Raw genomic sequence first — 25408 nt, forward strand, 5'->3', positions numbered from 1 at the left:
AGTGAAGGAGCCAGTGAAGGAGCCAGTGAAGGAGCCAGTGAAGGAGCCAGTGAAGGAGCCAGGGAAGGAGCCAGGGAAGGAGCCAGGGAAGGAGCCAGGGAAGGAGCCAGGGAAGGAGCCAGGGAAGGAGCCAGGGAAGGAGCCAGGGAAGGAGCGAGGGAAGGAGCGAGGGAAGGAGCGAGGGAAGGAGCCAGGGAAGGAGCGAGGGAAGGGCCCGAAGAGAGACGTCGAACCCGGACGGCGCCGCCCGGCGGCAAGCGCTTGGCGGACCGACGAAGTTCGCCGCGCCACAAAACAAAAAGCCCCGCACGGGGCGGGGCTTTCAGTGTCTTCTCGCCCGAAGGCGAGGAGCGCGAGGCCTTACAGCGGGGTGATGTTCGCTGCTTGCAGGCCCTTCGGGCCGTTCTTCACTTCGAACGAAACGCGCTGGTTTTCTTGCAGCGACTTGAATCCAGAGCCCTGGATTTCCGAGAAGTGGGCGAACAGATCATCACCGCCTTCGTCCGGCTTGATGAAACCGAAACCCTTGGCGTCGTTGAACCATTTGACGATACCGGTTTTCATGGTCTTGCATTTCCTAAAAAAAATTAAAAAACGGAGGCGCTCAGGGCGCTTCCGGCAGAGCAACTCAAGGAAAGGACACCATGGACAACCGAAGTACCATGACGGTGGCTAACGAATGTGCTGTTGCCTCGTCGCTTGAATCTAGCGCGCTTTATACGGGGGATCGGAGCCCACGTCAAGAGCGGTGTTCCCCTGCTGCAGGCTAGATCACGCGAGTGCCCTCGTGCGATCATCACCCATTTTGCATACAGTCTATTTGTCCGTATCGGCGCACCTGTATACAAAAGTGTAAGACATTACGTGTGCCTCCCTGGCCAACGCGCCGGAAGGAGGCTCTTGCCTTTTGCGAGAGACGGGACAAAACGATACAGGAGACACAGCATGTCGATGCCCGAACCCCTTTCCGAACCCAACGACACACCCGCCATGACCGCGCCGGCGCGCCGCTCGCCGCTCGAACGGCTGTTCAAGCTGAGCGAGCACCAGACCGACGTGCGCACCGAGATACTGGCCGGCGTCACGACCTTCCTGACGATGGCGTACATCATCTTCGTCAACCCGACCATCCTGGGCGATGCGGGCATGCCGAAGGACGCGGTGTTCGTCGCCACCTGCGTGGCCGCGGCGCTCGGTACGCTGATCATGGGCTTCTACGCCAACTATCCGATCGCGATGGCGCCGGGCATGGGGCTCAATGCCTATTTCGCCTACACCGTCGTCAAGGGCATGGGCCTGCCGTGGGAAGCCGCGCTCGGCGCGGTGTTCATCTCGGGCTGTCTGTTCCTGCTGGTGACGCTGCTGCGCGTGCGCGAGATGATCGTCAACGGCATCCCGCATTCGATCCGGGTGGCGATCACCGCGGGCATCGGGCTGTTTCTGGCCATCGTCGCGCTGAAGAACGCCGGCATCGTCACCGCCAGCCCCGCCACGCTGGTCACGCTCGGCGATCTGCATCAGCCCTCGGCGGTGCTGGCCATCGTCGGCTTCCTGGCGATCGTCGCACTGGACCGCCTCAAGGTGAAGGGCGCGATCCTGATCGGCATCCTGCTGACCACGCTGCTGAGCTTCGCGTTTGGTGGCAACACCTTCCACGGCATCGTGTCCGCCCCGCCGTCGATCGATCCGACCCTGTTCAAGCTCGACATCACCGCCGCGCTGTCGATCGGCATCATCAATGTGGTGCTGGTGTTCTTCCTGGTCGAGCTGTTCGATGCGACCGGCACGCTGATGGGCGTGGCCAACCGCGCGGGGCTGCTCAAGGCGGGCAAGATGGATCGGCTGAACAAGGCGCTGATGGCCGACAGCACCGCCATCATGGCCGGCTCCTTCCTCGGTACCTCGTCGACCACGGCGTACATCGAAAGCGCCTCTGGCGTGCAGGCCGGCGGCCGCACCGGCCTGACCGCGGTGACGGTGGCCGTGCTGTTCCTGGCCTGCCTGTTCATCGCACCGCTGGCCGGCACCGTGCCGGCTTACGCCACCGCGCCGGCGCTGCTCTACGTCTCCTGCCTGATGCTGCGCGAGCTGGTCGACATCGACTGGAACGACGCCACCGAAGTGGTGCCGGCGGTGCTGACCGCGCTGGGCATGCCGTTCACCTATTCGGTCGCCAACGGCGTCGCCTTCGGCTTTGTGACCTATGCGGGCCTGAAGCTGCTGACCGGCCGGGCCAAGGACGTGCCGATCATGGTGTGGATCATCGCCGCCGTCTTCGTCTTCAAGTTCTACTATCTGCCCGGCCATTGACCTGGCGGCATCGCTTGCAGCAAGGGCGGCCACGGCCGCCCTTTTTCATGGCCATCGTCCGGGACGTGCCCCCGAACGTTCGAAATTTCGCTGCAAAGTCACCGGACCGTACCCGTTTCTGCGTGCGCTGCAGCAGCGCGGAACGCGGGCACCGTACCCGTTTCTGCGTTCAAGGTAAGTACTTATTTACCTCCCGCACCATGATGGGCCACCGTTGTTACGGTCATACCGAAGGATGATTTTGGGCGCATGCCCCGCGTGGGGGCTAGACAAACGAAGCCAAATGCACTGAACTAGAGGCGTGCTATTCCGGGGGCGCTTCGAAGCGCCCCTTGTTGACTCCGGGCAACGGAGTGCGCACATGGCGCGACGCAGACCCATTCGATCCGCGTGAAGCGGACGTACAGACAGACCGCCTTCAGGCGGCTTCGCCTCCACGACGAGAGCATGCGCAAAGCGTGCCGAAACAATAAGCGGAACAAGTGGTAATCGCGAACGTGTAGTGCCGGGGGATGTTGTTCAACGGGGAAGAATCATGACCGCAGGAGAAGTCCATCGGCCCGTTCTCGAGCCGACTCGATCCGCCACGCCTTCGATTACCCGCGCCTGGAGCCATCTGGCCAATGTCGCCGGCGCCAAACCCGAACACGCTCCCAGCCAGTCCCATCGCGAGCATCGCGACGAATCCATCGCCGATGCCGTGGCCGCCGTGCTCGCGGCCGACGACAGCGTGCCATCGAACGTCCGGCAGGCCATCGAAGGCCTGTTGCAACGCCACCGCCAGCTCGAAGCCGACATCGCCCGCCTGCGCGCCCAGCGCGAGGAATGGATCGTCAACGTGCTGACCTATCAGGCCCTCTATCACCGCTATTCCGGCCAGACCCTGCATGCCCCGAGCGATCGCCTGATGCGCGAGCGGGACAGCATGCGCCGCACCATTCGTGAACAGCTGCGCAGCGGCACGACGCCGACCGCGATGTTCGATCTCCCTCCCCACAGCGTTTCGAGCGTGTAATGGCGGCCGCCCACCTGGGGGCCCAGCCGCACCGCATACAACTGGACCGCAGCCCGATCCCGTCCGCCAGCCGGCGCAGCGAGACCGTGCGGCATGCGGCCACGCCAAACGCGCGGGAGAACGGGATGGACCGACTCAACAAGCCGACATCGCGGGCCGCGCAGGTCCTGGTGGTATCACGACAGCAGAACTTCGGCATCGACGCGAGCCAGTTCGGACCCGGCTGGGAGATCCGCCACCATCACCAGTTGCGCGACCTGCCACGGGTCGTTCGCAGCAGCGCGCCGATGGCTGGCGTGCTCGACCTGGAGACCGAATACACCGATGCCGAGATCGCGCTGCTCGAGCAGAGCCTGCAATGCCTGCACGTGATGTGGGTCGCGATCACCTCGCCGCAGCGGCTCGAGGACGAGCGGGTGCGGCGCCTGATCCGCGACTATTGCGTCGACTATGTGCGCGTGCCGTTCTCCTACAGCGAACTGGCCTACACGCTCAAGCACGCGCATGGCATGGCCGCGCTGCACGCCGCCCGCGGGCCGGATACGGCGGTGCAGGGCAAGATGATCGGCGAATGCGCGCCGATGCGGGGGATGTTCCGCTCGCTGGCCAAGGTCGCGCACAACGACGCCCCGGTGTTCATCTCGGGCGAGTCCGGCACCGGCAAGGAACTGGCCACGCAGGCGATCCACGAAGCGTCGAACCGGCGCAAGGGGCCCTTCGTCGCGATCAACTGCGGCGCGATTCCGCCGCACCTGGTGCAGTCCGAACTGTTCGGCTACGAGAAGGGCGCCTTCACCGGCGCCAACCAGCGCAAGATCGGCTGGATCGAGCAGGCGCAGGGCGGCACGCTGTTTCTGGACGAGATCGGCGATCTGCCGCTGGAGAGCCAGGTCGCGCTGCTGCGCTTCCTGCAGCAGGGCATGATCACGCGCCTGGGCGGCCATCAGTCGATACCGCTGGACCTGCGCATCATCTCGGCGACGCACGTGGACCTGGTCGCGGCGCAGGCCGAGGGGCGCTTCCGTTCCGATCTGTTCCACCGGCTGTGCGTGCTGACGCTGTCGATCCCGCCGCTGCGCGAGCGCGGCGAGGACATCCTGCTGCTGGCCAACGCGGTGCTCGCCGAGCACGGCCACGAGGCCCATCGGCGCATTCGCGGTTTCTCGCCGTGCGCGACGCAGGCGATGATGCAGTACGGCTGGCCCGGCAATGTGCGCGAACTGATCAACCGGGTGCGCCGCGCGATCGTGATGACCGACAATCGCAAGATCACCGCCGAGGACCTGCAGTTGCACGGCAACAGCGACGCGCCGCGCAAGACCCTCGACGCGATCCGCGAAGAGGCCGAGCGCGAGGCCATCCGCTCGGTGATGGCGAGCCACGGCTTCCACGTGGTGCCCGCCGCGCGCGAGCTCAACGTGTCGCGTGTCACGCTCTACCGGCTGATGCACAAGCACAATATCCGCGTCGAAGGCCAGTCGAGCCACGCCGAGTAGCGGACCGCCGAGACAGCGGCAATCAGCGGGGCCGACGATTCGTCGGCCCCTTTTTCATCGCGCTTGCCGCTCAGCGCCGCGGCGCCAATGACGAGGCCGGCTTCCAGCAGCCCGATGCCAGGCCGCCACCGTAGCCGACCGAATCGGCCGATGCCGCCAGCAGATCGATCGGCAGGCGGGCCACCTGCCGTGTCTTGCCGTCGTCGTCCACCGCGGACTGCTGGCCGGGCGCCTCGTCGTCCTGCGCGCCGGCGCCGAGCAGGCCCAGCGACAAGCCGAAGCCCTTGACGTAGATATCGTTGCTCCATGCCGTATGGCTGTGGATCTCGGCATCGTCGGACCGGTCCAGATGGCTGAAGCTGCCGGCCGCGGCGCTGGTACAGAACGCGGCCAACGCAGCGAATGCGCAAAGCCTGGTTTTCATTGTGTCTCCTCCCTGATCGGATGCCGGATGGCCAGCCGGCGCGCCGCGGCGCGTGGACAGGCCGACCTGTGGGCGGCCCGTGGCCGCCGACGATCCACGGAAGGGCGGCTATCGCCGTGTCCGGCTGCGGAAGGCCGCGATCGGCAGGACGCGGTTGGACTCCGTGCAGAACGACGATGTCGCCCGATGCGGCAACCGCGGCGCAGCCAATAGCGGGGGCGACAGCAGTTGCAATACCGACGGCGCGGCGCGCGCCGGACGCTGGGCGCGGCGTCGTGCCGTCATGCGTGCTGGAGGGTGACGCATGGTGGGGCGCTCTCCCGTGGCTGAAGCGTGGGTCCTGGCTCTCCACGGCCTGTTGCGACAAGCGTGCCAAGATGCGCCCGCCGTTGTCCCCGTTGGGTTTGCGGCGATTGGCCGCGCGCGCGACGGATCGCCCTGGACGGACCGGTCCGATTCTGTTGCGGCCCTGAAACCGGGGTGGCGGCGGCTGCGCGCACGGTGTTTCCCTCCCGGCCATGCCGTCGACGCCGGGACGGTGGCCAACGGCGCGCCGGCACAACGGCACGGGCGCCGGCATCCGTCCAAAGGAGGAATTCCGGATGAAGTCAGGGCAGGGAACGGCGCGACGGGCTCGCCGATACGGCCGAAGTCCCCTGCCTGGCCCGCGCCGCGCAGCCAAGGGCGGCGCGGTTACACCGGCTTAACGCACGGGTGCCGGACGCGTGCAGACGGGCGAAAAGCGCGACGGCGGCACCCGACGCGTCCATAACACTCGTGAACCCGCACACGAACGTCCGCAGAAACGGGTACGCATCGGCCTGCGACGAGCATCGGCGGCCCCCCAACGTCGGCCCCAGACGGGGCCAAACCGCAGCGAAACCGCGGCCAAATCGCGGCCCAAACCGAGGCCGAAACCGAGGCCGAAACCGAGGCCGAAACCGAGGCCGCGCCTCGGCGTCATTCCTTGCGAGCCGGCGGGTTGGCCGAAGGCGCGGTGTCGGCGGCGGGCGTGTCGCCCGAAATCGGTTTCGGGCCGGGCTGGCTGCGGTCGCAGCCGGCGATCGCCAGGATGGCGGCGAGGCCCAGCGCGAGTGTGCCGAGCCGGAGGGCGGGGAAGGATGCGATCGGAAAACGGATCACGGTACCTCCTGAAGGAGAGAGAAGAGACGAAAGACGCGGCGGCGGAATGGCGCGCCGCCTGCTTTTACTCTAGCAGTTGGTCGCGGCCGGCCCTTGCGCCCGCTCTTTCACAGGCCTCGCGCAACCTCTTGTACTGACGCTCGCGCCAGCCCTTGCACCCGCCCTTGCACCCGCCCCTGCACCGGCTCTTGCACCGGCTCTTGCAACGACTCTTGCACCGGCTCTCGCGCCCGCTCGCGCCCGCCTGCGCGAGCCCTTGCCCCGAACGCGGCTTGGGCACAGCCGCCAGGCGCGGTATCCTGAACACTGCCCCGCCGGCCGCGCCCGGCGGCGGCACGACCCCCAGCCCCTCCGGACCTCAGCCCACCGACCAAGCCAGGGAGCGCCTCCTTGCCGATGTACCAACCCGACCCCGAGCACCGCAACGGCCGCTGGCACGGCCTGGCCCGCATGCTGCCCGACCGCCATACCCTGCGCCGCACCGCGATGGTGGTGACGGGCGCCGTGCAGGCCTGGTTCGCGCACCGCGCGGCCAGCAAGGGCGCCGCGCTGTCGTTCTACATGCTGTTCTCGCTGGCGCCGATCCTGGTGCTGGTGATCTCGATCGCGGGGCTGTTCTTCGGCGCCGAAGCGGCCCGCGGCGAGATCTTCGAGCAGCTCGAGGGCCTGCTCGGCACGCAGGGCGCGACGGCGATCCAGGAAATCCTGGCCGCCACGCACCGCGCCGGCGGCAGCGGCGTGGCGGCGCTGATCGCCACCGGCATCCTGATCGTCGGCGCGACCAGCGCCTTCGCCGAGCTCAAGGCGAGCCTGGACGATATCTGGGAGGCCGATGCGACGCCGGCCAGCGGCTGGCGTTCGCTGGTGCGCACGCGGCTGCTGTCGTTCAGCCTGGTGCTGGTGCTGGCCTTCATGCTGCTCGTGTCGCTCGTGGTCAATGCCGCGATCGCGGTGGTGCAGCGCTTCTGGGACGGCATGTGGTTCGAGTCGTGGCTGGCCCCGGTCGCGACCACCATCTCCAACGGCTTCTCGTTCGCCGTGGTCACCGCGCTGTTCGCGGTGGTGTTCAAGATGCTGCCGCGCGTGCGCGTGACCTGGCGGGACGTGACGATGGGCGCGGTGATCACCGCGGTGCTGTTCTCGGTCGGCAAGCGCCTGATCGGCATCTACCTGGGCAACAGCGCGGTGGCGTCCTCGTATGGGGCGGCCGGCTCGGTGGTGGCGCTGATGCTGTGGGTGTACTACTCGGCCCAGATCTTCTTCTTCGGCGCCGAACTGACCCACCAGTACGCGCTGCAATTCGGCAGCCTGCGGGAGCGGCAGCGCCGCGGCGAGGCGCCGGCACCGGTCGGCGCCGGGAACCGGTAGAATAGCGGCCCATTCCCTCGGGCGCTCCGCCGCGACAGCCGATCCCAAGCCGGCCGCCGCGGAACGCGACACACCAGGCGCGGCGCGATCGGCTTCGCCATCGCCTCTGCCGCGCCCTCCGGGTCCCGATCCAATCGCCTGCCATCCGAACGTCCTACCGTGAGCTCGCTCGTATCCGAAATTGCGCGTCGTCGCACCTTTGCCATCATTTCCCACCCCGACGCCGGCAAGACCACGCTGACGGAAAAGCTGCTGTGGTTCGGCGGCGCGATCCAGGTCGCCGGCGAGGTGCGGGCGCGCAAGGCCGACCGCCACGCCACCTCCGACTGGATGGAGCTGGAAAAGCAGCGCGGCATCTCGGTGACCTCGTCGGTGATGCAGTTCCCGTACCGCGAGCACATCGTCAACCTGCTCGACACCCCGGGCCACGAGGACTTCTCGGAAGACACCTACCGCACGCTGACCGCGGTCGACTCGGCGGTGATGGTGATCGACTCGGTCAACGGCGTGGAGGCGCAGACGATCAAGCTGCTGAACGTCTGCCGGCTGCGCGATACGCCGATCCTGACCTTCATCAACAAGCTGGACCGCGAAGGGCGCTCGCCGATCGAGCTGCTCGACGAGATCGAGGACGTGCTGAAGATCCAGTGCGCGCCGATGACCTGGCCGATCGGCATGGGCAAGGCGTTCCGCGGCGTCTATCACCTGATCGACGACAAGGTGCAGCTGTTCGATCCGCACGGCGAGAAGGGCACCGCCGCCATCCTGGACGGACTGGACAATCCCGAGCTCGACCGCGTGCTCGGTTCGCAGGCCGAGGAACTGCGCGTCGAGATCGAACTGGTGCGCGGCGCCTCGCACGCCTTCGACAAGGACGCCTTCCTGGCCGGCAAGCAGACCCCGGTCTATTTCGGCTCGGCGATCAACAACTTCGGCGTACAGTCGCTGCTCGACGCGCTGTGCGACCTGTCGCCCTCGCCGCAGCCGCGGGCGACCGACAGCCGCACGGTGCAGCCCGAGGAAGCCAAGTTCAGCGGCTTCGTGTTCAAGATCCAGGCCAACATGGACCCGCGCCACCGCGACCGCATTGCGTTCGTGCGGGTCTGCTCCGGCCGCTTCACGCGCGGCATGAAGCTGCTGCACGTGTCGGCCGGCAAGACGGTGGCGATCAACAACGCGATCACCTTCATGGCGCAGGACCGCAACACCACCGAGGAGGCCTACGCCGGCGACATCATCGGCGTGCCCAACCACGGCACGATCCGCCTGGGCGATGTCTTCACGGAAGGCGAGGCGCTCAAGTTCACCGGCATTCCATCGTTCGCGCCGGAACACTTCCGCCGCGCACGGCTGAACAATCCGCTGAAGGTCAAGCAGCTGCAGAAGGGCCTGCAGCAGCTGGCCGAGGAAGGCGCGACGCAGATGTTCCGCCCGATCGCCTCGAACGAGCTGGTGCTCGGCGCGGTGGGCATCCTGCAGTTCGACGTGGTGGCGCACCGGCTCGAGCACGAGTACGGCGTCGACGCGATCTTCGAATCGCACGAGTGCGCGACCGCGCGCTGGCTCAAGGGCGACCCGGCCGAGATCGAGAAGCTGATCGAGAAGGCCGGCCACAACGTCGCGCTCGACGGCGCCGGCGACCACGTCTATCTGGCGCCGAGCATGGTGAACCTGCGGCTGACGCAGGAACGCTTCCCGAACCTGCAATTCATGGAAACGCGCGAGATCGTCTAGGCGGCGCGCGCCGCATCGTCGTCCCCGCGCAGGCGGGGATTCAGCGTCTTGCCCGCGGACACGCAACGTGCCCCGGGCAAGCGCCCGGCAGACCTCGCTTCAAACCCCGCCCCCGCCCAGCTCAAGTCCCTCAGAACGCCAGCGTCGCCTGCACGTAGAACGTGCGCGGCATGCCGACGTACTTGCCCAGGTTGTTGTCGGTCGAGCGCGTGAAATAGCGGCGATCGAACAGGTTCTTGACGCCCACCGCCAGCTTCAGGTTCGACATCGACTTGCCGAAGTCGTAGCCCAGGCGCATGTGCACCAGCGCGTAGCCGGGGATGTCCCCCAGCGCGCCGTTGGCGCTCTCGGCGGTCTGGTACGGCGTGCCGTCGGTCGGATCCCCGGGCGAATGCTGGCGCGATTGCGCGAAGCCATCGACGTTCAGCGTCCAGCGGTTGCGGCTGTAGCGCACGCCGGCGGTGGCCACATGGCGCGAGTAGAACGGCAGGTCGCGCCCGGCGAAGGTGCCGTGGTTGTAGGTGGCCTCGGTATAGGTATAGCCCGCATACGCCGACAGGCCGGCCAGCGCCTTCGACAGCGTGCCGAAGTCGTAGCGCAGCGAGCTCTCGACGCCGCGGTGGCGCGTCGCGCCGAGATTGGTCCACGCGTCCGGGCTGCCCATCGTGCCGCCGCGCAGCTGCAGCTCGTCGTCGAAGTCGATGTTGAACAGCGTCAGCTCGCCGCCCCAGCCGTTGGCGTTGAAGTGCGTGCCCAGCTCGTAGGTCTTGGCCTTTTCCGGCGCCAGGCCGTTGGTGGTCTGCGCGATCTGGAAGTACTGCAGCGGCCCGAACGAGACGCCGGCATTGCCGAACAGCTTCCAGTTGTCGCTGACGTGGTACATCACCGCCAGCGAGGGCAGCGGCTCGTCCGACTTGATGTCGGTGCGGCGCTGCGTGAAATGGTCCGTGATGTTCGAGCGGATCATTTCATAGCGCAGGCCCGGCGTGATGGTCCAGTTGCCGACGTTGATGGTGTCGTCGATATAGACCGCGTTCGCCGTGGTGCCGCCGCTGCGCCATTGGTACATCGGCGAGGCGATCGTGGTCGGATCGACCGTGCCCGGCGTGTAGAACGCCGTGCGCGATGCCTGCTCGTCGCTGGCCTCGCGCAGGTAGCGGTAGCCGACGCTGACCTCGTGGCTCATGTTGGCGCCGCGGAACAGCTGCGAATAGCGCGGCTCGACGGCGAAGGTGTGGTAGTGGCGCGGGAACGAGCCAAGGCGACGGCGGCCGGCGCTCTCGCTCTCGATCTGGCTGCCACGGAAGCTGTCGGTGTAGTACGTCAGCACCTCGAACTTGCGGTTGTTGTCCTGGTGCGAATACTTCAGCGAGACGTCGTTGCGGCGGCCGGCGAAGGTGTCGTACGGCCGCACCGACTGGAACGGATCGGCGGCGTACTGCGCGGCGGTCAGGCCGCCCGGCATGTCGGCCAGCGCCTCGTAGTAGTGATAGCTGGCGGTGATCTGGTCCGTGCTGGAGATGCGGTACGAACCCTTGAGCATCAGGTCGTCGATATCGACGCGGTCGTTGCCGCGGCGATAGCCGTCGCCGTGCACGCCCGAATACATCAGCGCGCCGCCGAGGCCGTTGTCGTTGGTGCCGCCGATGAAGACGCTCGGCATGGTCTTCACATTGCCGCCGTGCGTTGCCACCTCGGTCTCCACCGAGGCCTGCGCGGCAAAGGTCTGCGGAATCGGCCGGGTCACGAAGTTGATGATGCCGCCGACGTTCTGCGGGCCATAGCGCACGGAGCCCGCGCCGCGCACCACGTCGATGGTGTCGATATTGCCCATCGACAGTGGGGCCATCGACAGCTGCGGCTGGCCGTAGGGCGCGACCGCCAGCGGAACGCCGTCCAGCAGCACGGTCGAGCGGGGCGACAGGCGCGAGGCCAGGCCGCGCACGCCGACGTTCAGCGAGATGTCGCTGCCGCCGGTGCCGTTGCTGTCCTGCACCTGCACGCCCGGCATGCGGCGCAGCACCTCGCGCACATTGGTCGCGCCGCTTTCCTCGATGGTCCGGCGGTCGGCGATCGAGCGCGCGCCCGGGTGCTCCAGCACCTTGGTTTCGTTTGGCTGATCCAGCCAGTTGCCGACCACGGTCACCGTGCTCAGCGTCTTGTCGGCGTCCGCGGCGGCCGGGGCGGCTTGCGCCTGAACTTGGGCCTGAGCTTCCTGGGGCTGCGTCTGAGCTTGCGCCTGAAGTTGCGTGTGCGCCTGCGGCGACGCCTGGGCGATCACAATGGGCTCGGCCGAACGGGCCGGGGACGACAGGCACAGCAGGGCGACGCCGGCGGCTGCGGCGGTCAGGCGGAAGGCGGCTTGCAAGATCGGATCCTGAACAGAGGCGGGAAAGCGGCGAAAGCGGGGTCGGATCCGCGCGATGGCGCGGCGACCGGACCGCGACCAGGTGAAAGCGGCATCACGGCCTCCGCGTCACCCAAGAAGCGGCGAATTATAAATGCGAAGCATTCTCAGGCGCCGCAAACCGGCCCCGTCGTCATGGTCGACGTTGCGTGACGCCAACACCGCGCTGCCAGCAGGGATTCATGTAACGTCCAGCGCGCCTGGCGCCGCTCCGCTAGAATTGCGGCTTGCCGGCCAGGCGGGCCATGGGCCACTCATGACCCGCTACACCGGCCTCCCGCTGTCCCGGCAGCCGCCACCGCACAAGACGGCGCCGCTTCCCTCTCCCGCCATGCCTCCCACCCCTGCCAGCAGCACGCCGTCCGCCTCCGATCCGGATTCGGTCTTTCGCGACCCCGGTTTCCGCATGTTCTGGTGCGCCCGTCTCTGTACGACGATCGGCTACCAGATCCTGACCGTGGCGGTGGGCTGGCAGATGTACGACCTGACCGGCGACCCGCTGATGCTGGGCCTGGTTGGCCTGGTGCAGTTCCTGCCCTCGGTGGTGCTGCTGCTGATGTCGGGCCACGTCGCCGACCGCTTCGACCGTCGCCAGATCGTGCGGATCTGCCAGCTGACCGAAGCGGCAATTGCCCTCGGCATGGCGGCGGCCAGTCTCGCCGGCTGGGTCCGGCACGAACACATTTTTGTGTTCGTCGCACTGCTCGGCGCGACCCGTGCCTTCGAAACCCCCACGCTGCAGGCGCTGCTGCCCAGCGTGGTAACGCCGCGCCAGCTGCCGCGCGCGGTCGCGCTGTCGAGCTCGGCGACGCAGACCGCGATCATCGTCGGCCCGGCGCTCGGCGGCTTTGCCTATGTCGCGGGCCCCGGCGTGGTTTACGGCATCGGCGCGCTGCTGTTCCTGGCGGCCGCCACGCTGATCACGCTGCTGAAGCTGCGGCAGCGGCCGCAGCGGTTGACCGCCCCGGTCAGCATCAGCACGCTGTTCGCCGGGTTTGCCTATATCCGCAGCCGGCCGGTGCTGCTGGGCGCGATCTCGCTGGACCTGTTCGCGGTGCTGCTGGGCGGCGCGACCGCGCTGCTGCCGATCTACGCGCGCGACATCCTGCATACCGGTCCGTGGGGCCTGGGGCTGCTGCGCTCGTCGCCGGCGATCGGCGCGCTGGCCACCGCGATCTGGCTGGCCCGTCATCCGCTCGAGCGCAAGGTGGGCCGCGTGATGTTCGGCGCGGTGGCACTGTTCGGCCTGGCGACGATCTGCTTCGGGTTGTCGACGCTGCTGCCCTTGTCGATGCTGGCGCTGGTGGTGCTGGGCGCCTCGGACATGATCAGCGTGGTGGTGCGCTCGACGCTGGTCCAGCTCGATACGCCGGATGACATGCGCGGGCGGGTCGGCGCGGTCAACTCCGTCTTTATCGGCGCCTCCAATCAGCTTGGGGAATTCGAATCCGGCGTGACGGCGGCCTGGCTGGGTCCGGTCGGCGCGGTGCTGCTCGGCGGCATCGGCACGCTGGTGGTGGTGGCCGTGTGGATGCGGCTGTTCCCGGCGCTGGCGAACCGCAACCGGCTTCACGACAGCCCCGGGGCCACCTGAATCCCGCCTGATTCCGACCGGAGTTCGACCGGAGTTCGACCGGAGTTCGACCGGAGTTCGACCGGAGTTCGACCGGAGTCCCAGCCGAAGCGTACCCGTTTCTGCGTGCGGCCACGCTGCTGAAAGCGACGCCGGCGGCACTCTTTGCGAAATTTTTCCATCCGCTGCAGCCCTTGCCCGGCAAGGGCTCGCGCCCGTTCGCCCGGGCCCTGCCAAATATTCACGGAAACCATTTCTCCATCGATCTGTCCCGAAAATATTGTCAATTTCGATTATCTGTAGGCGAATTCCGACATTGCGTCGGATGAGCGCGGGCAGACCCTGGCATCGCCCCGTGCGATAAGCAAGGGTGTCCCGCGCGCCTGCGGGCAAGGGAGCAGACCATCGATGTGCGGTATCGCAGGAGAAATACGTTTCGATCAACAAATGGCCGACCTTCACGCCGTGGCGGACATGGCGCGGGTGCAGGCCGCGCGCGGCCCTGACGGCGAAGGCTTGTTCGGCCTGGGCCGGCGCGCCTTCGGGCATCGGCGCCTGCGGATCATGGATCTGTCCGAGCGCGCCCATCAGCCTTTCATCGACAACGCGCTGGGGATGGGCATCGTCTTCAACGGCGCGATCTACAACCACCACGCGCTGCGCGAGGAACTGAGCGCGCGCGGCTACACGTTCTCGTCGACCGGCGACACCGAGGTCATCATCAAGGCCTGGCACGCCTGGGGCCCCGCGGCGCTCGATCGCCTGGCCGGCATGTTCGCCTTCGCGCTGTGGGAGCGCGACACCGGCACCACGCACCTGGTGCGCGACCGCCTCGGCATCAAGCCGCTGTACTACAGCCAGGACGCGCGGCGCCTGCGCTTTGCCTCGACGCTGCCGGCGCTGCTGGCCGGCGGCGACATCGATACCGCGCTCGATCCGGTCGCGCTGCATCACTACCTGACGCTGCACGCCGTGGTGCCGGCCCCGCATACGATCGTCCAGGGCGTGCGCAAGCTGCCGCCCGCCACGCACATGACCGTGCATGCGGATGGCCGCACCGAAACCCGTACCTGGTGGCGGCTCGACTTCGTCCACGATGCCGCCGACGAGGCGCGCACCTTTGAGGAATGGCGCGACATGACGCTGGCCGCGTTGCGCGACGCGGTGCGCCTGCGTACCGTCGCCGACGTGCCGGTCGGCGTGCTGCTGTCGGGCGGTGTGGACTCCAGCCTGATCACCGGCCTGCTCGCAGAAACGGGTACGCCCGACCTGCGCACCTATGCGATCGGCTTCGAGGCGGCCGGCGGCGAGGCCGGCGACGAGTTCCACTATTCCGATCTGGTGGCCCGGCATTTCGGCACGCGCCACGAGAAGATGATGATCCCCGCGGCCGATCTGCTGGACGCCTTGCCCGATGCGATCCACGCGATGAGCGAGCCGATGGTCAGCCACGACTGCGTGGCCTTCTATCTGCTGTCGGCGGCGGTCGCGCGCCATAGCCGCGTGGTGCAGAGCGGGCAGGGCGCCGACGAGGTGTTCGGCGGCTACCACTGGTATCCGCCGCTGGCGGCCAATACCGATGCCGACGGCGGCGTCGCGGCCTATCGCAAGGTGTTCTTCGACCGCACGCAGTCGGAGATGGCCGAGCTGCTGTCGCCGCAATGGCTGGCCGACGATCCGAGCGGCCGCTTCCTGGCGGCGCATTTCGCCATGCCGGGCGCCGACAGCGCGATCGATCGCGCGCTGCGGCTGGACACGACCGTGATGCTGGTCGAGGACCCGGTCAAGCGCGTCGACAACATGACGATGGCGCATGCGCTGGAGGCGCGCGTGCCCTTCCTCGATCACCGCCTGGTGGAACTGGCCGCGCGTATGCCGGCGCGCCACAAGATCGCCGCGGGCGGCAAGCACGTGCTGAAGGAAGCCGCGCGGCAGGTGATCCCCGCCGAGGTGATCGACCGCCCCAAGGGCTATTTCCCGGTGCCGGCGCTGAAGTACCTGCGCGGTCCCTTCCTCGACTACGTGCGCGGCCTGGTCGACAGCGACGCGGCACGCCAGCGCGGCCTGTACCGGGCCGGCGTGGTCGAGTCGATGCTGGCCGACCCCGATGCCCACATCACCCCGCTCAAGGGCTCGAAGCTGTGGCAAGTCGCGCTGCTCGAGGGCTGGCTGCAGTCGCATGGCCTGTGAGGGCTGCCATGACTGGCGACAGACGGGGACCGGCAGCCCCCCACCCTGACGATGACGCCAACGGCCGCCGCGCGCGGCCGCAGTCCCGTGTCGGCCACGACCGCGGCCAGAACCCGGACAACAACGAGGAGAAAGATCGAATGTCGACCGTCAATGCGGAAGTCCGCCCAGCCACCAAGCCTTCGGCCAAGCAGTCGGGCAAGCCGTCGACCAAGCCGTCGGTACTGGCCGATTCGCTCCATCTCGGCGCGCCCACCGGCGCCGAAGGGCAGCCCCCGCGCGCCGTGATGCACGACGCCGGCGGCGCGCCGGTGCAGCAGGAACCCGCCGTGCAGCCGAGCCCCGCTCCCGCGCCGGTGTCGGCGCGCCCGAATGCGATGCTCGACTGCGGCTGGGGCCGGCTGATGTTCGCGCCGTCGTTCGAATCGCCGGCGCGGCTGGCCGCCGAGCTGCAGCAGGAAGCGCCGGGCCGGCGCGATATCGCGCTCTATGTGGAAGCGCCGCAGCTGCTGCTGGCCGAGGCGCCGCAGACGCTGTTCCTCGACCCGTCGCTGCTGTTTCGCCGCACGCTCGAGGACGGCGATGCCGCCGCGGCCGCAGCAACCGGCGCGGCCGGCGTCACGATCCGGCGCCTGACGACACGCGCCGATATCGCGGCGATCAACCGCCTCTACGCGGCGCGCCACATGGTGCCGCTCGATCCCGCCACGGTCTGGCGCCAGCGCGACCACGACGCGGTGATCTACCTGATCGCCGAGGACGAATCGACCGGCGACATCATCGGTTCGGCGATGGGCGTGGACCATCTGCTGGCCTTCGGCGACGAGCGCGGCGGCAGCAGCCTGTGGTGCCTGGTGGTCGATCCGCAGACGCATCTGGCCGGCGTCGGCCAGGCGCTGGTGCGCGAGCTGATCGCGCTGTTCGCCTCGCGCGGACGCAAGCATCTCGATCTGTCGGTGCTGCACGACAACCAGCATGCGATCGGCCTGTACCACAAGCTCGGCTTCGTGCAGGTCGACGGCTTCGTCGTCAAGCACAAGAACGCGATCAACGAGCCGCTGTTCGCCGGCTCGAGCGAGTGCGACAACCTCAATCCGTATGCCGCGCTGATCGTCAAGGAAGCGCGCCGGCGCGGCATCGGCGTCGAGATCATCGATGCCGATGCCGGCATCTTCAGCCTGCGCTATGGCGGGCGCGAGATCCTGTGCCGCGAGTCGCTGTCCGAGCTGACCGGCGCGGTGGCGATGACGTGGTGCCAGGACAAGGCGCTGACGCGCAAGCGGCTGGAGCAGGTCGGACTGAAGGTGCCGGCGCAGCGCCAGATCGGCACCGATGCCGAGAACCTCGCCTTCCTCGCCGAGCACGGCTCGGTGGTGGTCAAGCCCGCCTTCGGCGAGCAGGGCCGCGGCATCAGCGTCGACGTCCGCACCGAGGACCATCTGCGCAGCGCGATCGACACCGCGCACCAGGAGGGCGGCACCGTGCTGCTCGAATCGTTCTGCCCGGGCCAGGACCTGCGCATCGTGGTGATCGGCTACGAGGTGGTGGCCGCGGCGATCCGCAAGCCGGCCGAGGTGGTTGGCGATGGGCAGGCCGACCTGAAGACGCTGATCGAGCGCCACAGTGCGCGACGCAGCGCCGCCACCGGCGGCGAGAGCCGCATTCCGCTCGATGCCGAGACCGAGCGCTGCCTGGCGGCGCAGGGCCTGACGCTGCAATCGGTGCCGGCCGCCGGCCAGCGCGTGCCGGTGCGCAAGACCGCGAACCTGCATACCGGCGGCACGCTGCACGACGTCACCGGCCAGCTCCATCCGGTGCTGCGCGAGGCCGCGCAAACGGCCGCGCGCGCGCTGCGCATCCCGGTGGTCGGCCTGGACTTCCTGGTGCCGGCCGCCGACCAGCCCGAGTACGTGATCATCGAAGCCAACGAGCGGCCGGGCCTGGCCAATCACGAGCCGCAGCCGACCGCGGAGCGCTTCGTCGATCTGTTGTTCCCCTTTACCTCCTGAGCCAATTCCTGAGCGGATTCGCGCGCCATGTCCCGGGCGCGCGGCGCCAGCATCGACATCCATGCAGAAACTGAACATCGACCGGCTGTACCTGAAGACCGCGTTGCTGGAGCTGCTCGCCATCCCCAGCCCGGCCGGGCTGACCGACGAGATCGTGCACTACACCGCCAACGTGCTCGATGGTCTGGACATTCCCTACCAGCTGACCCGGCGCGGCACCATCCGCGCCACGCTGCGCGGCAACCGCGCCAACAGCGGCATGGGGCCCGACTGCGCGATCGTCGCGCACCTGGACACGCTCGGCGCGATGGTGCGCGAGCTCAAGCCCAACGGCCGGCTCGCGCTGGCGCCGATCGGCACCTGGTCCAGCCGCTGGGCCGAAGGCGGCCGCGTGACGCTGTTTACCGAACATGGCCGGCATCGCGGCTCGGTGCTGCCGCTGCTGGCCTCGGGCCACGTCTACAACGAAGCGGTGGATACGCAGCCGGTCAACTGGGACCAGCTCGAACTGCGGCTCGACGAACCGGCGGCGACGCCGGAGCAGATCCGCGCGCTCGGCATCCAGGTCGGCGATTTCGTCGCCTTCGACGCCAACCCCGAAATCCTGGACAACGGCTATGTCGTCTCGCGGCATCTGGACAACAAGGCCGGCGTCGCCGCGGTGCTGGCCGCGCTGAAGGCGGTGCGCGAGAGCGGCGCCTCGGTGCCGATGGACTGCCATGCGGTGTTCACGCTGACCGAGGAAGTCGGCTCGGGCGCGACCGCGGTGATCGAGGACGACGTCAGCGAGGTGATCGGCATCGATATCGGTCCGGTGGCGCCGGGGCAGGGCGCGCGCGAGGAAGGCGTGACGATTCCGCTGATGGACTCGGCCGGTCCGCACGACTATCACCTGACGCGGCGCCTGCTGCGGCTGTGCGACGAGCATGGCATCCCCAGCCATCGCGACGTGTTCCGCTTCTACCATTCGGACGCCGGCGCCGCGGTCAGCGCGGGCCACGACGTGCGCACCGCGCTGCTGTGCTTCGGTGCCGATGCCTCGCATGGCTACGAGCGGACCCATCTTGACGTGCTGGTCAATCTGGCCGAGCTGCTGACCGTCTATATCCAGAGCGGGCCGACGCTGCCGGAGGACCGCCAGCGTCGCATGGGCTCGGTGGCGGGCTTCTCGCATCAGCTCGATCCGCGCCAGCTGACGCGCAGCGAGACGCCGTTGCCCGACGCCGGCGAACTGGTGCATACCCGCCGCGAAGGTTCGTCGTGATGCACCGTGACGCCTTCGTGATGCCATCCTTTCCGGAGCCGACGCCATGGATCTGAATTTCATCGACGCCGACAAGCTGCAGGCCACCTGGGCCTATCTGCTGCAGCTGGCTGTGCACCAGGGTTTGAACGTGCTGGCCGCACTCGCCATCCTGCTGGTGGGCTGGTGGCTCAGCGGCCGCGCGCGCAACGCGGTGCTGCACGCCTTCGACCGCCCGCATGTCGACGCGACGCTGCGGCCGATGCTGGGCAGCGTCACGCAGTGGGTGGTGCGCGTCGTCACCGTGATCCTGGTGCTGTCGCAGTTCGGCGTGCAGACCGCCAGCATCATCGCGATGCTCGGCGCCGCGGGCCTGGCGATCGGGCTGGCGCTGCAGGGCACGCTGCAGAACATCGCCGCGGGCATCATGCTGGTGCTGCTGCGGCCGTTCCGCGTCGGCCAGTACATCGACGCGCAGGGCATCGCCGGCACCGTGCGCGAGACCGGGCTGTTCATGACCGAGCTGACGACCTTCGACGGCGTCTGCCTGCGCGTGCCGAACAACAAGATCTGGGGCAGCGCGATCACGAACTACAGCGAGAATCCGACGCGCCGGCTCGATATCGAGGTCACGGTGCCGTTCGGCGCCGACGTGCAGACCGCGTTGCGGGTGCTGCGCCATATGCTGGCCGACGACGAGCGCGTGCTCGAGGTGCCGGCGGCCGAGGCGATGGTGGTCAACTTCACCAGCGAGGGCGTGACGCTGAACCTGCGCTGCTGGACCTCCAACGACAACTACTGGAACCTGCGCTTCGCCTTCTACGAGCGCGTCAAGCGCGAGCTGCAGGCGGTCGGCATCGATATCGCGGTGCCGGTGCAGGAGCTGCGCGTGCCGGGCAATGGCGGTCAGGGCGAACAGACCGCGCTGGTGCTGAACCATACGCCGCAGCCCCATACGCCGCAGCCGGCCCAGCGGCCCCAGCCGCCGCAGTCCGCGCCGGGCGGCGGGCAGCGACACGCCTAGCGGTGGCAGGCAGGGGCCGCGCCCCTGCCGCTCAGGCCCTCGCCGCCGCTCAGGCCTCGTCCGCGAACAGCGTGCAGGCGCCTTCCTCCGCCGTGCTGACGTTGCGGCGGAAGTTGCCGAACAGGTCGCGGCCGACGCCATGGCGATGGCGGCTCAGGTCCGGCACGTCGATCGTGCGCGCTTCCCATTCGGCCTGCGGCACCAGCGCGGTCAGGATGCCGGCCGGCGCATCGACGCGGATCATGTCGCCGTCGCGGACCTTGCCGATCGCGCCGCCCTTGAGCGCCTCGGGGCAGACGTGGATGGCGGCCGGCACCTTGCCCGAGGCGCCCGACATGCGGCCGTCGGTGACCAGCGCCACATGAAAGCCGCGGTCCTGCAGCACCGTCAGCGTCGGCGTCAGTTTGTGCAGTTCGGGCATGCCGCAGGCCGCCGGTCCCTGGTACGGCAGCACCGCGACGAAATCGCGCTCCAGCTCGCCGCGCTTGAAGGCGGCCAGCATGTCGTCCTGATGATGGAACACGCGCGCCGGTGCCTGCACCACCTGATGCTCGGCCTTGACCGCCGAGGTCTTGATCACCGCGCGGCCCATATTGCCGTCCAGCACCTTGATGCCGCCGTCCGGCGCGAACGGCTCGCCGGCGCCGCGCACCACCGACGCGTCCAGCGATTCGGTCGGCCCGTCGATCCAGACCAGCTTGCCCTCGCGCAGCGCCGGTTCGCGCGTGTAGTCCTCCAGCCCCTGCCCGACGATGGTGGTGACATCGTCATGCAGCAGCCCGCGCGCCAGCAGGCCGCGGATCACCAGCGCCAGGCCTCCCGCCGCCTGGAAGCCGTTGACGTCGGCCTGGCCGTTCGGATAGACCCGCGCCAGCAGCGGCACCACCGCCGACAGCTCGTCGAAGTCGTCCCAGGTCAGCACGATGCCGGCCACGCGCGCCATCGCGATCAGGTGCAGCGTGTGGTTGGTCGAGCCGCCGGTGGCGAGCAGGCCGACGATGCCGTTGACGAAGGCGCGCTCGTCGAGCACCTGCGCGATCGGCGTATAGCGCTCGCCCTGGTGCACCAGCCGCAGCACATGCCGCGCGGACTCGCGCGTCAGCGCCTCGCGCAGCGGCGTGTGGGGATTGATGAAGGCGGTGCCCGGCAGATGCAGGCCCATGATCTCCATCAGCATCTGGTTCGAATTGGCGGTGCCGTAGAAGGTGCAGGTGCCGGGCGAATGGTATGACTTGCTCTCGGCCTCGAGCAGTTCCTCCCGGCCGATCTTGCCCTGCGCATACAACTGGCGGATGCGGGCCTTTTCCTCGTTCGGGATGCCGGTCGGCATCGGCCCGCCCGGCACGAACACCGCGGGCAGATGGCCGAACGACAGCGCTCCCATCACCAGCCCGGGCACGATCTTGTCGCAGATGCCCAGATACAGCGCCGCATCGAACATCTGGTGCGACAGCGCGACCGCGGTGGCCTGGGCGATCACGTCGCGAGAGAACAGCGACAGCTCCATGCCGTCCTGGCCCTGCGTCACGCCGTCGCACATCGCCGGCACGCCGCCGGCGAATTGCGCGGTCGCGCCGGCCTCCAGCGCGGCTTCCTTGATCCAGGCGGGGAACTCTCCCAGCGGTTGGTGCGCCGAAAGCATGTCGTTGTACGAGGAAACGATCGCCACATTGGGCCGTTCCTCGGCCTTCAGGCGGATCTTGGCGGGCTCGGGCATCGAGGCGAAGCCGTGCGCGAGGTTCGTGCAGGACAGCTGCGCGCGTTGCACCTTGCTGCCGGCCATGGCCTGCGTGCGGGACAGGTAGGCCTGGCGCGTCGGCGCGCTGCGGGCCACGATGCGGGCCGTCACTTGTTCGAGTACGGAATGGGGCATGGGGCTCTCTCCAGCGGATTCTTCAATGCCTGGCATGTCGCAGTTCAGCCTAGCGCATGTTGCAGGGGCTTGCACGGAGCATGCCCGCCGCGCCGCCTCTCGTGGCCACACGCGCCGCCACACCCACGACCACGGCCGCCGCTGGCTGCCGCGTGGCTCGCAAAGCGCCCGCGACTCACGTAAACTGGCCGCAACGGCCGCGCTACGGGGTCTCTATCAAGCGACAAGGAGGTCAGGGTGAGCATGCCCGATTTCGACATGGTGCTGGTTGGCGGCACCGGTGACCTGGCCAGGCGCAAACTGCTGCCGGCCTTGTTCGACGCGCATCGCGCCGGATTGTTGCATCCCGCGGCGCGCATCCTGGCCACGGGCAGCCATCCTTCCACCACCGAGGAATACGTCGCCACGCTCGAGCAGGGCATGCGGCCGGGCCTCGAACACGCCCCGCCGGGCGACTGGGCCAGCTTCGTCGCGCGGCTGTGCTACGTGCAGGCCGACGCCCGCAAGCCCGAGCATTTCGATGCGCTGGCGCGCAAGGTGCTGGACCGCCAGCCCGAGGTCGTGGTCTGCTACCTGGCCACCGCGCCGCATCTGTTCGTGCCGATCTGCGAGCAGTTCGGCCGCACCGGCCTGAACCATCCGAAGGTGCGCGTGGTCCTGGAAAAACCGCTGGGCCACGATCTGGATTCGAACGAGGCGATCAACGCGGCGGTGGCGCGCTACTTCGCCGAGGAGCAGATCTACCGGATCGATCACTACCTGGGCAAGGAGTCGGTGCAGAACCTGATGGCGATCCGCTTCGGCAACGCGCTGTTCGAGCCGCTGTGGCGGCGCGAATGGGTGCAGGACGTGCAGATCACGATCGCCGAGGAACTCGGTGTCGAGGGCCGCGGCGATTTCTACGACCAGACCGGCGCGCTGCGCGACATGGTGCAGAACCACCTGCTGCAGTTGCTTTGCATGGTCGCGATGGAACCGCCCACCAGCCTGACCGAAGACGCGGTGCGCGACGAGAAGATCAAGATCCTGAAGGCGCTCAAGCCGATCTCGCCGCAGGAGGTGGCCGAGAAGACGGTGCGGGGGCAGTACCGCGCTGGCGCCATCGCCGGCAAGCCGGTGCCCGGCTATCTCGAAGAGCCCGGCATCGCGCCGGACAGCCGCACCGAGACCTTCGTCGCGATCAAGGCCGAGATCGCCAACTGGCGCTGGGCCGGCGTGCCGTTCTACCTGCGTACCGGCAAGCGGATGCAGTCGCGCGTGGCCGAGATCGTGATCCACTTCCGCGACGTGCCCCATGCGATCTTTCCCCGCCCGCTGACGCTGTCGCCGCAGAACCGGCTGGTGATCCGGCTGCAGCCGGAGGAAAGCATCCGGCTGTATTTCCTCGTCAAGCAGCCCGGCGACACGGTCGCGCTGACGCCGACCTCGCTCGACCTTGATTTCGCCAACTCGTTCAAGGTGCGCCGCGCCGGTGCCTACGAACGCCTGCTGCTCGACGTGATACGCGGACGGCTGGGCCTGTTCGTGCGCCGCGACGAACAGGTGCAGGCATGGCGCTGGGTCGAGCCGATCATCGACACCTGGGCCGAGAGTTCGCTGCCGCCAAAGCCCTATACCGCGGGCACCTGGGGACCGGCCGCGTCCTCCGCGCTGCTCTCGCGCGACAACGCGCTGTGGCACGAGGAGGTCTGACGCCGGCTCGCCCGCTTTGGCGAATCGGCCCGCCGCTCCGCTCCAACGAACCCTGACCCGGAAATCGCCATGCGCCGCTTCGAACATCCCTCGCTGCTGGACCAGGCCGAAGCGCTGGCCGCCTCCGTCAGTCACGCGCTCGACCTCGCCATCCAGGACCGCGGACACGCGGTGCTGGCCGTTTCGGGCGGGCGCTCGCCGGTGCCGATGTTCGAGCGGCTGCGCTATCGGCCGGTGCGCTGGGACGCGGTCACCATCACGCTGGTCGACGAGCGCGCGGTGCCGCCCGGACACGAGGACAGCAATGCGCGCCTCGTGCAGGAACACCTGCTGCGCGATGCCGCGGCCGCCGCCAGCTTCGTGCCGCTGATCGCCGATGCGGTCGAGGCGTCCGAGCCCGCGCGGGCGGTGGTGCGCCTCAATGCCGCGTTTCGCCAGCCCGACGTGGCGGTGCTCGGGATGGGCGAGGACGGCCATACCGCGTCGCTGTTCGCCGATGCGCCGGAGCTCGGCGAAGCGCTGAACGGCGATACGCCCTGCTATGTGGTGACACGCCCGGCCAGCGCGCCGCATGCGCGCGTGACGCTGAACCTGGCCGCGTTGCTGGCGGCCGAGCGCGTCTTCCTGGCGTTTGCCGGCGCGGCCAAGGCCGAGGTGTTCGAGCGCGCGCTGCAGGAGCCGGGGCCCGCGTTGCCGGTGGGGCTGGTGGCCAGCCGGCATCGGCATGGGTTCGATGTGTTCACTGCCTGACTGCGAGGCCTGACTACGCTGACTCGATACGCCGCTTCGATACGCCGCCCGAACACGCCCCCGAACACGTAGCCCGAACACGTAGCCCGAACACGTAGCCCGAATGCACGCGTTGCCACCACGGCCCGAATTTCGCCCGATGTTTTCCGCCCTGCGATGACTACCTACCCACGCCTGCTCGCCGATGTCGGCGGCACCAATGTCCGCTTCGCCCTGCAGACCGCGCCCGATGCGATCGGACCGGTCACGGCACTGAAGGTCGCCGACTATCCGTCGCTGGAAGCGGCAATGCGGCAATACCTGTCGCAGCTGTCCGGCCCGCAGCCGCGCCACGCGGCGATCGGCCTCGCCAATCCGGTCACCGGCGATCGCGTCAAGCTGACCAACCACGCCTGGGCCTTCTCGATCGAGGCGGTGCGCCAGGCGCTGGGCCTGGAGACACTGCTGGCGCTGAATGATTTCACCGCGCTGGCGCTGGCCCTGCCGTACCTGCAGCCCGGCGAGCTGGCGCCCGTGCGTGCCGGCACACCGGCGGCCGACACGCCGCTGGCCCTGATCGGCCCCGGCACCGGGCTCGGCGTATCGGGGCTGATCCCCGGCCGCCACGGCGCCGGGCCCGTGGCCTTGGCGGGGGAGGGCGGGCATGTCGAGCTGATGCCGGCCACCGACGACGAGTGGATCGCCTGGCATGCCGCGCATCGCGAGCACGGCCGCGTCTCGGCCGAACGGCTGCTGTCGGGCATGGGGCTGTCGCACACGCATGCCGCGCTGGCCGCAGAAACGGGTACGCCCGTGCGCATGCCGCTGACCGCGGCGGAGGTCACCGAGGGCGCCTTGCAGCGCGGCGATGCGCTGTGCCAGCGCGCGCTCGCGGTGTTCTGCGGCCTGCTCGGGTCGGTCGCGGCCGATGTGACGCTGATCCTCGGCGCGCGCGGCGGCGTCTATATCGGCGGCGGCATCGTGCCGCGCTTCGTCGAGGCGCTGGCGGCGTCGAGCTTCAACGCGCGCTTCGTCGACAAGGGACGCATGCGCGCTTTCCTCGAGCCGGTGCCGGTGCAGGTCATCACCGCGCGCTTTCCCGCGCTGCCGGGGCTGGCGCACGCGCTGGCCGAAGCGGTCGACCGGCGATGAGCCGCTGCGCACGCCCGGCGGGGCGG

18 protein-coding genes are annotated in these 25408 nt (G+C 68.6%); 13 read left to right on the top strand and 5 right to left on the bottom strand.

The genetic code is table 11. From position 1 onward, the window contains the following. Positions 1-360 precede the first annotated feature (360 nt). Positions 361-564, bottom strand: coding sequence for a cold-shock protein (locus tag AC6EI8_RS08670; protein WP_006576725.1), 204 nt, complete (start codon positions 562-564; stop codon positions 361-363). Between the two features lie 381 nt (positions 565-945). Here AC6EI8_RS08670 and AC6EI8_RS08675 point away from each other — a divergent pair, with 381 nt between their 5' ends. The 3 genes from AC6EI8_RS08675 (at position 946) to AC6EI8_RS08685 (ending at position 4821) form a co-directional block, all read left to right on the top strand. Continuing rightward, positions 946-2310 carry an NCS2 family permease gene (locus tag AC6EI8_RS08675; RefSeq protein ID WP_498381727.1) on the top strand — a complete coding sequence of 455 codons (1365 nt, stop codon included), beginning with the start codon at positions 946-948 and terminating at the stop codon, positions 2308-2310. Between the two features lie 535 nt (positions 2311-2845). Further along, positions 2846-3325: a hypothetical protein gene (locus AC6EI8_RS08680; protein ID WP_226106925.1), complete on the top strand. Its 480-nt coding sequence runs from the start codon at positions 2846-2848 to the stop codon at positions 3323-3325. Positions 3326-3450: 125 nt separating this feature from the next. Continuing rightward, the gene (locus tag AC6EI8_RS08685; RefSeq protein WP_226106926.1) at positions 3451-4821 is read left to right on the top strand and encodes a sigma-54 dependent transcriptional regulator; all 1371 of its coding nucleotides are present in this window, start codon (positions 3451-3453) and stop codon (positions 4819-4821) included. Positions 4822-4891: 70 nt separating this feature from the next. Here AC6EI8_RS08685 and AC6EI8_RS08690 read toward each other — a convergent pair whose 3' ends face one another. Next, entirely contained in the window at positions 4892-5245 is a 354-nt protein-coding gene (locus tag AC6EI8_RS08690) for a hypothetical protein (RefSeq protein ID WP_150082292.1), read from the bottom strand. A gap of 960 nt (positions 5246-6205) precedes the next feature. Beyond that, positions 6206-6388 carry a hypothetical protein gene (locus tag AC6EI8_RS08695; protein WP_265635133.1) on the bottom strand — a complete coding sequence of 61 codons (183 nt, stop codon included), beginning with the start codon at positions 6386-6388 and terminating at the stop codon, positions 6206-6208. Between the two features lie 396 nt (positions 6389-6784). On the opposite strand from AC6EI8_RS08695, the gene AC6EI8_RS08700 reads away from it, so the two are divergent. Beyond that, on the top strand, positions 6785-7756 hold the full coding sequence (locus tag AC6EI8_RS08700) for a YihY/virulence factor BrkB family protein (RefSeq protein WP_149318595.1): 972 nt from the start codon (positions 6785-6787) through the stop codon (positions 7754-7756). A gap of 159 nt (positions 7757-7915) precedes the next feature. Beyond that, a complete protein-coding gene (locus AC6EI8_RS08705; protein WP_150082296.1) occupies positions 7916-9490 on the top strand; it encodes a peptide chain release factor 3 in 1575 nt (524 codons plus the stop codon). A 130-nt stretch (positions 9491-9620) separates the two neighbouring features. On the opposite strand, the gene AC6EI8_RS08710 is transcribed toward AC6EI8_RS08705, so the two are convergent. Continuing rightward, positions 9621-11858 (bottom strand): TonB-dependent receptor family protein, encoded by a 2238-nt coding sequence (locus tag AC6EI8_RS08710; protein WP_226106930.1) that lies wholly within the window; start codon positions 11856-11858, stop codon positions 9621-9623. 370 nt (positions 11859-12228) lie between these two features. Between AC6EI8_RS08710 and AC6EI8_RS08715 the strand changes: the two genes are divergently transcribed. The 5 genes from AC6EI8_RS08715 to AC6EI8_RS08735 all read left to right on the top strand — a co-directional run bounded on the left by AC6EI8_RS08715 (position 12229) and on the right by AC6EI8_RS08735 (position 19936). After that, positions 12229-13491 (top strand): MFS transporter, encoded by a 1263-nt coding sequence (locus AC6EI8_RS08715; protein WP_149318598.1) that lies wholly within the window; start codon positions 12229-12231, stop codon positions 13489-13491. A 387-nt stretch (positions 13492-13878) separates the two neighbouring features. Then, a complete protein-coding gene (locus tag AC6EI8_RS08720) occupies positions 13879-15660 on the top strand; it encodes an N-acetylglutaminylglutamine amidotransferase (RefSeq protein WP_226106932.1) in 1782 nt (593 codons plus the stop codon). A 140-nt stretch (positions 15661-15800) separates the two neighbouring features. Continuing rightward, a complete protein-coding gene (gene ngg / locus AC6EI8_RS08725; protein WP_498381728.1) occupies positions 15801-17669 on the top strand; it encodes an N-acetylglutaminylglutamine synthetase in 1869 nt (622 codons plus the stop codon). Between the two features lie 61 nt (positions 17670-17730). Beyond that, a complete protein-coding gene (locus AC6EI8_RS08730; RefSeq protein WP_149318600.1) occupies positions 17731-18933 on the top strand; it encodes an osmoprotectant NAGGN system M42 family peptidase in 1203 nt (400 codons plus the stop codon). A 46-nt stretch (positions 18934-18979) separates the two neighbouring features. Beyond that, on the top strand, positions 18980-19936 hold the full coding sequence (locus tag AC6EI8_RS08735; RefSeq protein WP_498381729.1) for a mechanosensitive ion channel family protein: 957 nt from the start codon (positions 18980-18982) through the stop codon (positions 19934-19936). A gap of 49 nt (positions 19937-19985) precedes the next feature. On the opposite strand, the gene edd is transcribed toward AC6EI8_RS08735, so the two are convergent. Next, positions 19986-21809, bottom strand: coding sequence for a phosphogluconate dehydratase (gene edd / locus AC6EI8_RS08740; protein WP_498381730.1), 1824 nt, complete (start codon positions 21807-21809; stop codon positions 19986-19988). A gap of 243 nt (positions 21810-22052) precedes the next feature. On the opposite strand from edd, the gene zwf reads away from it, so the two are divergent. The 3 genes from zwf (at position 22053) to glk (ending at position 25382) form a co-directional block, all read left to right on the top strand. Continuing rightward, positions 22053-23501: a glucose-6-phosphate dehydrogenase gene (gene zwf, locus AC6EI8_RS08745; RefSeq protein WP_187829214.1), complete on the top strand. Its 1449-nt coding sequence runs from the start codon at positions 22053-22055 to the stop codon at positions 23499-23501. A 69-nt stretch (positions 23502-23570) separates the two neighbouring features. Then, positions 23571-24251: a 6-phosphogluconolactonase gene (gene pgl / locus AC6EI8_RS08750; RefSeq protein WP_150082301.1), complete on the top strand. Its 681-nt coding sequence runs from the start codon at positions 23571-23573 to the stop codon at positions 24249-24251. A 156-nt stretch (positions 24252-24407) separates the two neighbouring features. Beyond that, complete coding sequence (gene glk / locus AC6EI8_RS08755; protein ID WP_498381731.1) at positions 24408-25382, top strand: glucokinase; 975 nt, start codon at positions 24408-24410, stop codon at positions 25380-25382. Positions 25383-25408 lie beyond the last annotated feature (26 nt).

It is taken from the genome of Cupriavidus sp. R6-3, from assembly GCF_059772245.1.

What these genes read in the sequence shown, in the direction of transcription:
- AC6EI8_RS08735 (WP_498381729.1), top strand. Translation starts at nt 18,980, where the DNA reads ATGGATCTGAATTTCATCGACGCCGACAAGCTGCAGGCCACCTGGGCC.
- zwf (WP_187829214.1), top strand. Translation starts at nt 22,053, where the DNA reads ATGCCCGATTTCGACATGGTGCTGGTTGGCGGCACCGGTGACCTGGCC.
- AC6EI8_RS08670 (WP_006576725.1), bottom strand. Translation starts at nt 564, where the DNA reads ATGAAAACCGGTATCGTCAAATGGTTCAACGACGCCAAGGGTTTCGGT.
- pgl (WP_150082301.1), top strand. Translation starts at nt 23,571, where the DNA reads ATGCGCCGCTTCGAACATCCCTCGCTGCTGGACCAGGCCGAAGCGCTG.
- AC6EI8_RS08680 (WP_226106925.1), top strand. Translation starts at nt 2,846, where the DNA reads ATGACCGCAGGAGAAGTCCATCGGCCCGTTCTCGAGCCGACTCGATCC.
- AC6EI8_RS08690 (WP_150082292.1), bottom strand. Translation starts at nt 5,245, where the DNA reads ATGAAAACCAGGCTTTGCGCATTCGCTGCGTTGGCCGCGTTCTGTACC.
- AC6EI8_RS08715 (WP_149318598.1), top strand. Translation starts at nt 12,229, where the DNA reads ATGCCTCCCACCCCTGCCAGCAGCACGCCGTCCGCCTCCGATCCGGAT.
- AC6EI8_RS08700 (WP_149318595.1), top strand. Translation starts at nt 6,785, where the DNA reads ATGTACCAACCCGACCCCGAGCACCGCAACGGCCGCTGGCACGGCCTG.
- AC6EI8_RS08675 (WP_498381727.1), top strand. Translation starts at nt 946, where the DNA reads ATGTCGATGCCCGAACCCCTTTCCGAACCCAACGACACACCCGCCATG.
- edd (WP_498381730.1), bottom strand. Translation starts at nt 21,809, where the DNA reads ATGCCCCATTCCGTACTCGAACAAGTGACGGCCCGCATCGTGGCCCGC.
- glk (WP_498381731.1), top strand. Translation starts at nt 24,408, where the DNA reads ATGACTACCTACCCACGCCTGCTCGCCGATGTCGGCGGCACCAATGTC.
- ngg (WP_498381728.1), top strand. Translation starts at nt 15,801, where the DNA reads ATGTCGACCGTCAATGCGGAAGTCCGCCCAGCCACCAAGCCTTCGGCC.
- AC6EI8_RS08720 (WP_226106932.1), top strand. Translation starts at nt 13,879, where the DNA reads ATGTGCGGTATCGCAGGAGAAATACGTTTCGATCAACAAATGGCCGAC.
- AC6EI8_RS08685 (WP_226106926.1), top strand. Translation starts at nt 3,451, where the DNA reads ATGGACCGACTCAACAAGCCGACATCGCGGGCCGCGCAGGTCCTGGTG.
- AC6EI8_RS08730 (WP_149318600.1), top strand. Translation starts at nt 17,731, where the DNA reads ATGCAGAAACTGAACATCGACCGGCTGTACCTGAAGACCGCGTTGCTG.